At 39.1% G+C, this 8,455-nt stretch carries 7 protein-coding genes; 5 read left to right on the top strand and 2 right to left on the bottom strand.

Annotated features, from left to right (window positions below; translation table 11 throughout):
- Positions 1-204 precede the first annotated feature (204 nt).
- The 3 genes from ACIR131C_RS0110895 (at position 205) to ACIR131C_RS0110885 (ending at position 3,033) form a co-directional block, all read left to right on the top strand.
- Positions 205-1,233, top strand: a complete 1,029-nt coding sequence (locus ACIR131C_RS0110895) for a ComEA family DNA-binding protein (protein ID WP_028090217.1) — start codon at positions 205-207, stop codon at positions 1,231-1,233.
- A gap of 269 nt (positions 1,234-1,502) precedes the next feature.
- Positions 1,503-1,937, top strand: coding sequence for a ferritin-like domain-containing protein (locus ACIR131C_RS0110890; protein ID WP_028090216.1), 435 nt, complete (start codon positions 1,503-1,505; stop codon positions 1,935-1,937).
- Positions 1,938-2,073: 136 nt separating this feature from the next.
- Positions 2,074-3,033 carry an FTR1 family iron permease gene (locus ACIR131C_RS0110885; protein WP_028090215.1) on the top strand — a complete coding sequence of 320 codons (960 nt, stop codon included), beginning with the start codon at positions 2,074-2,076 and terminating at the stop codon, positions 3,031-3,033.
- A 146-nt stretch (positions 3,034-3,179) separates the two neighbouring features.
- On the opposite strand, the gene ACIR131C_RS26045 is transcribed toward ACIR131C_RS0110885, so the two are convergent.
- The gene (locus tag ACIR131C_RS26045) at positions 3,180-3,338 is read right to left on the bottom strand and encodes a hypothetical protein (protein WP_196803197.1); all 159 of its coding nucleotides are present in this window, start codon (positions 3,336-3,338) and stop codon (positions 3,180-3,182) included.
- Positions 3,339-3,832: 494 nt separating this feature from the next.
- Between ACIR131C_RS26045 and clpP the strand changes: the two genes are divergently transcribed.
- Complete coding sequence (gene clpP, locus ACIR131C_RS0110870; protein ID WP_028090214.1) at positions 3,833-4,438, top strand: ATP-dependent Clp endopeptidase proteolytic subunit ClpP; 606 nt, start codon at positions 3,833-3,835, stop codon at positions 4,436-4,438.
- Between the two features lie 64 nt (positions 4,439-4,502).
- Here the strand turns inward: clpP and ACIR131C_RS0110865 are convergent, their stop codons facing one another.
- A complete protein-coding gene (locus tag ACIR131C_RS0110865; protein WP_028090213.1) occupies positions 4,503-5,222 on the bottom strand; it encodes a hypothetical protein in 720 nt (239 codons plus the stop codon).
- Between the two features lie 799 nt (positions 5,223-6,021).
- On the opposite strand from ACIR131C_RS0110865, the gene ACIR131C_RS0110860 reads away from it, so the two are divergent.
- Positions 6,022-8,370, top strand: a complete 2,349-nt coding sequence (locus tag ACIR131C_RS0110860; RefSeq protein WP_028090212.1) for a ribonuclease R family protein — start codon at positions 6,022-6,024, stop codon at positions 8,368-8,370.
- The last annotated feature ends 85 nt before the right edge of the window (positions 8,371-8,455 follow it).

The raw sequence follows: 8,455 nt of genomic DNA, 5'->3' as shown, positions 1-8,455 counted from the left end.
TCCGTGACCTCTGTGCCTCTGTGGTTCGTTATTCCATGAATCTTGCGTAAGTCCTATTATACTCAATCTCTGAAAAAAATAGTTGATAAAAACTTTTATTTATGGTAAATTACCATAGACAGCTATTGCAAATACTTATCAGTTTTTGACTGGATATGATAAAAATAGCCAAAACTTTGACTTAAACCCTATTTTGGAGTAAAAATGATTAAATTCCGTTATTTATTCTTGTCTATTGCTACTTGTGCCTTAATTTCCTTGAGTTCTTGTACCGACAAGACGGTAAAATCAGATATTAAATCAACACCAACTGTAGCCCAAGTGACAGAAACTAGCATCCATAGGGGTCATAGTGGTAAAGCTAAAATTAATATCAATAATGCAATTTTATCGCAATTAGATAAATTAGAGGCGACATTAGGAATCCCAGCTTTATCAAATAAAATTCAGGCTAACCGTCCCTACGCTAGTTCCGAAGACTTAGTCAGTAAAAAAGTAATTACTCAACCACAGTTTGACCAAATCAAAGATATGGTGACAGTGGAGGAAGTAGTGTTAACAGGTGAAGCCAAAGATATTGACTATATGACAAAATTGGGATTAATGAAAGGACATCTTTTAGTAGCCCAAGAACTGTTAGATCAAAATCAACCCAAACAAGCTCAACCCCATATTGGACATCCAGTAGAAGAGATTTATATTGATATTGAAGAACAATTAGATGAACGTAAAGTTAAAGAATTTAAAAGCAACTTAGTCAGTTTAACAGATTTAGTGAAATCTAATCCCAAGGATGCTAAAATAAAAACTAATTTTACCACTGCTGTGCAAGCTGTTGATAATGCGATCGCTGTTTTACCAACCGAACAACGCAGCCAACCCGAATTTATTCTACCAGTAATCAACAGTTTACTAGATGCCGCTAACTCAGAATATGGTGCAGCGGTAGCAAAAGGTAAAATTACTGCCCCCATTGAATATCAAGATTCTCGTGGCTTTGTAGTCTATTCTCAAGAACTATATAAAAGTATTTCTAGCCAAATGATTCAAGAAAATCCCGAAGCACACAAAGCCATAGATACAGCTTTTGGAGAATTAGTCAAAGTTTGGCCTGCTGCTATTCCCCCAGCGCAAGCAGTCAAAACTCCAGAAGATGTTACCAAACTAGTAAAAACCATCGAGGAAAATACCCGAAAAGTGCGAGAAAAAACCCACAGTCAAACCATGAGTTAGTTTTTCACACTATATTAGAAGTCCAGAATAAACAGTTTAAAATCATAAATAAGAGAGAAAATAATTGATAGCTAAGAGTGAGAATATTTTCATTTTGGATAGGACTTACGCACAAATCACGGAATAACGAACCACTCCAGGCACAGAGGACGCGGAGAAATGAGGTTTTCAGAGATATTTTGCGTAATTCCTGGCAAAAAGTATAATTTATCACTCATAATTAGTATCGAAAAACTCTGCTCATGTAATTTTGCTCAACTTAACAACTAATGCAAGAACTTAACCACCAAAAAACCATTGATATCCTCAATTCCATTATGGAATTTGAACTAGCAGGAGTAGTTCGCTACACCCATTATTCCTTAATGGTGACAGGACCTAATCGTATTCCTATTGTGGCATTTTTCAAAGCCCAAGCCGCAGAATCTTTACTTCACGCTCAACAAGTAGGAGAAATTCTCACAGGTTTAGAAGGACATCCTACATTAAGAATTGCTCCCATAGAAGAAACTTTCAAACATAACGTTAAAGACATCTTACAAGAAAGTTTATCCCATGAAAAGAAAGCTTTGGATATGTACAAAAGTCTTCTAGAAACAGTCACTAATGCTAGTATTTATCTAGAAGAATTTACCCGTGGTATGATCGGACAAGAAGAAATGCACAATCTCGAACTTAAAAAAATGTTACGGGATTTCAGCTAATACCGCAGGAGTCAGGAGTCAAAAGTCAGGAGTAGCAAAATCTACAAATGACAAATGACAACTGACAAATAACAACTAACAACTGACCACTGACCACTGACAAATAACAAATAACAAATAACAACTAACTAATAAAATGGATTTTAGTACCGCCTTACCTACTTTTGTAATTACCCTCCGAGAAGGTGTAGAAGCCGCTCTAGTTGTGGGTATTGTCCTCGCATTATTGAAAAAAGCCAAACAATCTCAACTCAATTTTTGGGTGTATGCTGGTGTGGTTGTGGGTATTATTCTTAGTGGTTTAATCGGTATTTTATTTACCGGAATAATTAAATTTTTAGCAGCTATTAATCCTGAATATACCTCTGTAGTTGAGCCAACATTAGAAGGTGTATTTAGCATATTAGCAATAATTATGCTCAGTTGGATGCTGATTTGGATGACAAAACAAGCCCGATTTATGAAAGCCCAAGTTGAGGGAGCAGTAAACGACGCATTAGGTAAAAATTCAAATGCAGCTTGGGGAGTTTTTAGTTTAATTTTAGTCGCCATTGTCCGCGAAGGATTTGAAACTGTTTTATTTGTTGCAGCTAATTTTCAACAAGGTTTATTACCAACTTTAGGCGCGTTTACAGGTTTAGCCGCCGCCGCAGCTATTGGTGTCTTATTATTTAAATGGGGTGTGAAAATTAATATTCGTCAATTCTTCCAAATTATGGGCGTTTTATTAATATTAATTGTTTCTGGTTTAGTGGTTTCTGGGTTGCATCATTTTGATGAAGCTATAGCTAATTTAGCTTTGAGTAGTCGTTCTTCAGAAAATCTTTGTTTCTATTACGAACACTTTACCAAAATTCACTCCTGTATCTTGGGTCCAATTGTTTGGAATACCGAAAAAATCCTCTCTGATCAATATTTTCCCGGTATTATTCTTAAATCTTTATTCGGTTATCGAGACAAAATTTATATTGTTCAATTTGTGGGATATTTACTATTCCTAGTCACTATTGGTGGTCTATATTTCCGCAGTATTACAAGCGGAAATAATCAGAATGTCAAAAGTAAAATCATCACTAGCACTCCAGAGCAGAATTAAAACTAAAATATGGCTAAATTTGAGGTTCATGCAAATTACACACAAATTACACAAAAAAAATTAATTAACCTCAAAAGTAGCCTTGAAAAAGGTAAAATTATTACCTATTACCCATTACCCATTACCTGTTACTTATTACGTAGGTTCTAGTCCGAACCCTGAAAAGTTGAACTAATTATAGGTACTGGCTTTTGAGAAATATCTGACATGACTTTGGACTGCGGAAGTTGAGTAGTATTACTTAATACTGCTATCATTTGCAACAAAAATGTAATAAAGGCTGCTTGCATAAGTTTTTCTAGCATAGTACCTCTCTTTATTTATATGGATATGGCAATGGTATTTCTAGCGGAAATGTTATTATTAATACACCTTGTATTTGCGATTGATCGGATTAGGTGAATATCATTCGAGAATATCTAACAAGAATGTCATCTAACTCTACTTTGAAATTTACTTAATCATTTTAGACGTTTGTTTTTCTGAAAAAGTGTCCTGAAAATATAAAAAAATAAAAATTTATATATATTTAAGTTTATGCTCTTTACTGATTATTTTACTCTAATTACCTAATGCTTAAAAACAGTAATAATACCCAATTATCAAAAACCGTAAAAATACTGATGTTCCTTTTCAATACCTTGTCATGCTCAGAAACTTGTTAATATTTGCTAACTATTTTTTCTAGGACTTGCACAGGTGTCACTAAAAATAGTTTTCAAGCATCCTCTTCACAACTTCCACACAATCACCCCTTGTCACCGATAGAATAAATGGAAAATAGCTAAAAACACGCTAAATGATTCCTATCGTTATTGAACAATCGGGTAGAGGCGAACGCGCCTTTGATATCTATTCACGGCTGTTGCGTGAGCGGATTATTTTTTTAGGAGAACAGGTGGATAGCAATCTGGCTAACTTGATTGTTGCTCAACTCCTGTTTTTAGATTCCGAGGACGCGGAGAAGGACATATATATGTACATTAATTCTCCTGGTGGTTCGGTGACAGCGGGAATGGGCATTTTTGACACTATGAAGCATATCCGCCCCGATGTCTGTACAATTTGTACTGGATTAGCAGCCAGTATGGGAGCTTTTCTCCTCAGTGCCGGTACAAAGGGTAAGCGCATGAGTTTACCTCATTCACGGATTATGATTCACCAACCTCTCGGTGGCGCTCAAGGACAAGCCACCGACATCGCTATTCAAGCTAGAGAAATTTTGTATCACAAGCAACGGCTCAATCAGTATCTCGCTGAACATACTGGTCAACCTTATGAGCGGATTTGTGAAGATACGGAACGTGATTTCTTTATGTCTCCCCATGAAGCCAGGGAATATGGCTTAATTGACCAAGTAATTGACCGTCACGCTGCCGGTAGTCGTCCTGTGGCTCTGGTTTAGTTATTAGTTATTAGTTAGTGGTCATTGGTCAACTCACCAGTGACCACTGACCACTGACAACCAACTAAAATCCCGCAATGGGATCTGGTTGGGATTTGAGGTAAGTGAGAAAACTCCTTAATTCTTCTTCACTGAGTAGAGAACGCCCTCGTTTACCGTAGGTTTTGAGCAGATAATCTTTTCCTTGTTCTGGTGTCCAGCCTAACCGCTCGATTTCTACATCTGTTTGGGCAATGACATCAGATAAATTGATTGGTTCTTTTTGTCTCTTCTTTTTAGAGACCGTTGACTCTACACCACTGTCCTCCTCAGGGGTATAACTGCGAGGAGTAAAAGGTGTGACATTACTAGGAGAACGAGAAGGGACTTCTGGTAAGGGTTGATACTCTGGTTCTGAACTCGAAAATCCCGAAGATATTCCCGGTTTTGCAACTTTAGGATCAATTTTATCTTCTAGTGAGGGGGGTGTATATATCTGTGTGTTACTGACCGCAGGAACAGGTTTTGATTCATCTAAGTTAGATTTTATTTGTGGTGGAGTAACCGATGATGAGAGAGATTTTGTCAATTCTGTTGGTACATTTTTGATCCCCAACACCGTTAAAGCTCGATTTATGGCGTGATCTTCGGCTGCTTCTACTGTTTCTGCCCCGGCGATCGCTGTCGCACGGGTGATACCTTGGATTTGTATACTAACACGGACGATATATTTCCCTTGAAAAATCTCTAGTAGCTCTGATATTATACTGCCGTTGGGGTACAAGTTATGGAATTGCGCCAACATCATAGTTTCAATCATTTTTATCTGAATTTTCAAAAATAACACACCTTGCTACTTATGGAAAAATGCACAATAGACAATTGAAAACTCATAACTGTCAACTGACTAGATAAATTTTCCTCTACCCTTAAATGCTATACTAAATACCCAATTAGATATCTAGAAGTATTTTCTCACCAAGTGCGCCCGAAATCTACAATAATAAAGATCGGGTTTGCCCTCGCTCCTGGTGTTTTACTGCTTACCTGATTGTTACCGATTCTACATAAAGGAAAAATTGGGGGTTTTCGGCAGTTTCTTAGGGTGAAGATATGGCTAAAGCCAGGCTATGCTATCAGATCCTGATGGCGTGAAATTACCTTCATTCTCAAGAACTCAACACCTGTGGTTAAAGCTGTGTATAGTTTTTGGGTGCTAACCTTGAGTTGTTCTTAGCCGTCTCTCACTAACCCATAATCTATGTCACCGAGTGGTTAATCATTGAGTATCAGGAGTGGATGATGGGTATTGTTTAGATCAAACTAGGGGTCACGTAAGCAAACTCGGAAATTGTTGTGCTGTGAGAAGTCACAAGGGGGAGATTTCTCCTACCGTAACCGCAACTATGGTGAAGGCCATGCTGCGCTATCGGCAGCCTTATTTTCTCTAGAAAACACTACGCGCGAAGTAGAGGTAATTCCTGTCATCAAGGCAGACTGCCATGAAGTTACCCAAGAAGAGGCAAGAAGCAATCATGCTATTCCCTGTTCTCTGTTCCCTATTCTCTAAAAAATGATGTTTTGACCAAAGGTCGGTTCACTGCATGGAATTTTCAATCGCTACACTTCTTGCCAATTTCACAGATGATAAATTGGTGGCTCGTAAAGTTCTAGAAAAAAAACTAGGTTGTGAGGATGAAGAAAGTCTAGAAAAACTACAAATTACTTTGGATGTCCTGGAAAAAATTGGGCTTTTGGTTAAGGAACGGGGGAAATACCGCCGCATTACCCAAGAAGGCTTAATTGAAGCAAAACTACGCTGTTCCAGCAAAGGCTTTTGCTTTGCAATTCAAGACAGCGAAGGCTCGGAGGATATTTACATCCGCGAAAGTCATTTGAGTAATGCCTGGAATGGGGACCGTGTATTAGTGAGAGTCCTCAAGGAAGGTAGTCGTCGGCGATCGCCAGAGGGTGAGGTGAAGTTGATTATGGAACGATCTAATCACACTTTACTGGCAAGAATTAAGCAAGTAGATGGCGGTTTTCGGGCTGTTCCTCTAGATGACAGATTGCTGTTTGAACTGAAATTACAACTCAATAGCATGAAGTTGGAAGCAGCAATTGATCACTTAGCTCATGTGGAAATCCTTCGCTATCCCCTAGCACAATATCCCCCCTTGGGCAGAGTGGTGCAAATTCTGGGTAGTGATGCTGAAGCCGCAGCCGATATAGATTTGGTAACTTGTAAACATGATTTATCCCGCACTTTCCCTGATTATGTCCTTGACGCAGCATCCAAGTTACCCAAGAGACTCCTGAAGGCAGACCTGAAAAATCGTCTAGATTTACGTGATGTTTTGACTTTCACTATCAAAACTGTCAATGGTGATGAGTCTGTGTTTGAAAATGCCTTTAGTGTGGAAAAAACCAGCCCCGATGATTGGCGATTACTATTTCACATTACGGATGTTTCTCACTATATCCAACCAGATGAATCCCTAGACAGGGAAGCACTCAAGCGCGGTAAGTCGGTGTATTTGGGAGAATTGTTACTACCAATGTTGCCACCAGTAGTAACGGAACGGTGTTCTTTAGTCCCTGGTAGCGATCGCCTGAGTATGACTCTCATAATTACCATTAATCCCCAATCGGGAGCAGTGGTAGAATGGGAAATCCACGAAAGTGTGATCAACGTAGACTACGAGATTAATCAAGTAGAATCACATGACATTCTCTCAGGTGAAGTTACTAAAGTATCTGCCCAAGTACAAGAGCAATTACAAGATTTGCAAACCTTAGCCGCTGCTATTAAACAGGCACGCCTAAATCGTGGTAGCTTACAGTTGAATCTCCCACCCAGTCATAACCCCTACTATGATGAAGGGGCATTGGGATCTGTTGTAGTTAATGACTTACCCGACCGATCGCTAATAACAGAGTTGGTAATATTAATTAATCAACTGATGGCCGATCACTTGAGCGCTCTGGGAGTCCCTTGTCTTTGGCGAGTTCAAGGCACACCTGACCCTGAAGATGTACAGGAAATGCTCAAACTAGCCGTTAATTTAGGTGTGGAATTAGGACTAGATCCAGAATTGGAAATCCAACCCCTAGATTATCAACACTTAACCGCCGCTTTTGCTGATTCTCCTTCGGAACAAGTTCTCACCTATTTATTACAAGATACGCTCAAACCCTCTGTCTACAGCACTACTAAAAGTTCTCATTTCGGACTGGCTTTGTCCCAATATGTTCACGTTACTTCCCCCTTACGTCGTTATCCAGATATTCTCCTGCAACGAGTGTATCATAATCTACTAGAACATGGGCGCGATCGTCGGAATACCCGCGTTAAAGAACGGATTAACCTGCGCCATTCTAATTGTCACGAAGAAATTAATTGGAATGTTCTCCCTCCAGAACTACAACAAGAACTTCAAAGTGACTTAACCAGAGTGCTAGTACAGATTAACGACCGGGAAAAAGAAGTTCAAGAAGCTGAAGCCGATTTAGCCGGACTACAAAAAGCCTCATTAATGAAACAACGTATCGGTGAAATATTTACAGGGGTAATTACTGGTGTTCAATCCTACGGATTTTTTGTAGAAATTGAAGTACCAATAGAACCGCCCACAGAAGACAACTTAGCTAATACCTTACGGGTAGAAGGACTGGTTCACGTCAGTTCCCTGAAAGACGATTGGTATGAATATCGCGCTAGACAACAGGCTTTATTTGGGCGGAAAAATCGCGCTTCCTACCGATTAGGCGATAGCTGTATGGTGCAAGTCAAGAGCGTTGATTATTACCGCCAACAAATTGATTTAGTTACCGTTGGTGCTGATGGTTTACCCAAAAGTACGGGCGCAAATACGACTGATGACGATGCAGCAGATATTGATCCACCAAATCAAACAGAATCTTTTGACCCGGAAATTGATGATCAGGAATAGTCAGTTGTTCTTTGTCAGTTGTTCTTTGTCAGTTGTTCTTTGTCAGTTGTTCTTTGCTATGAATCAATAACCACTGACCACTGAT

This window comes from Dolichospermum circinale AWQC131C (genome assembly GCF_000426905.1).
GTDB lineage: Bacteria > Cyanobacteriota > Cyanobacteriia > Cyanobacteriales > Nostocaceae > Dolichospermum > Dolichospermum circinale.
This window is presented reverse-complemented; position numbering and strand designations above follow the sequence as displayed.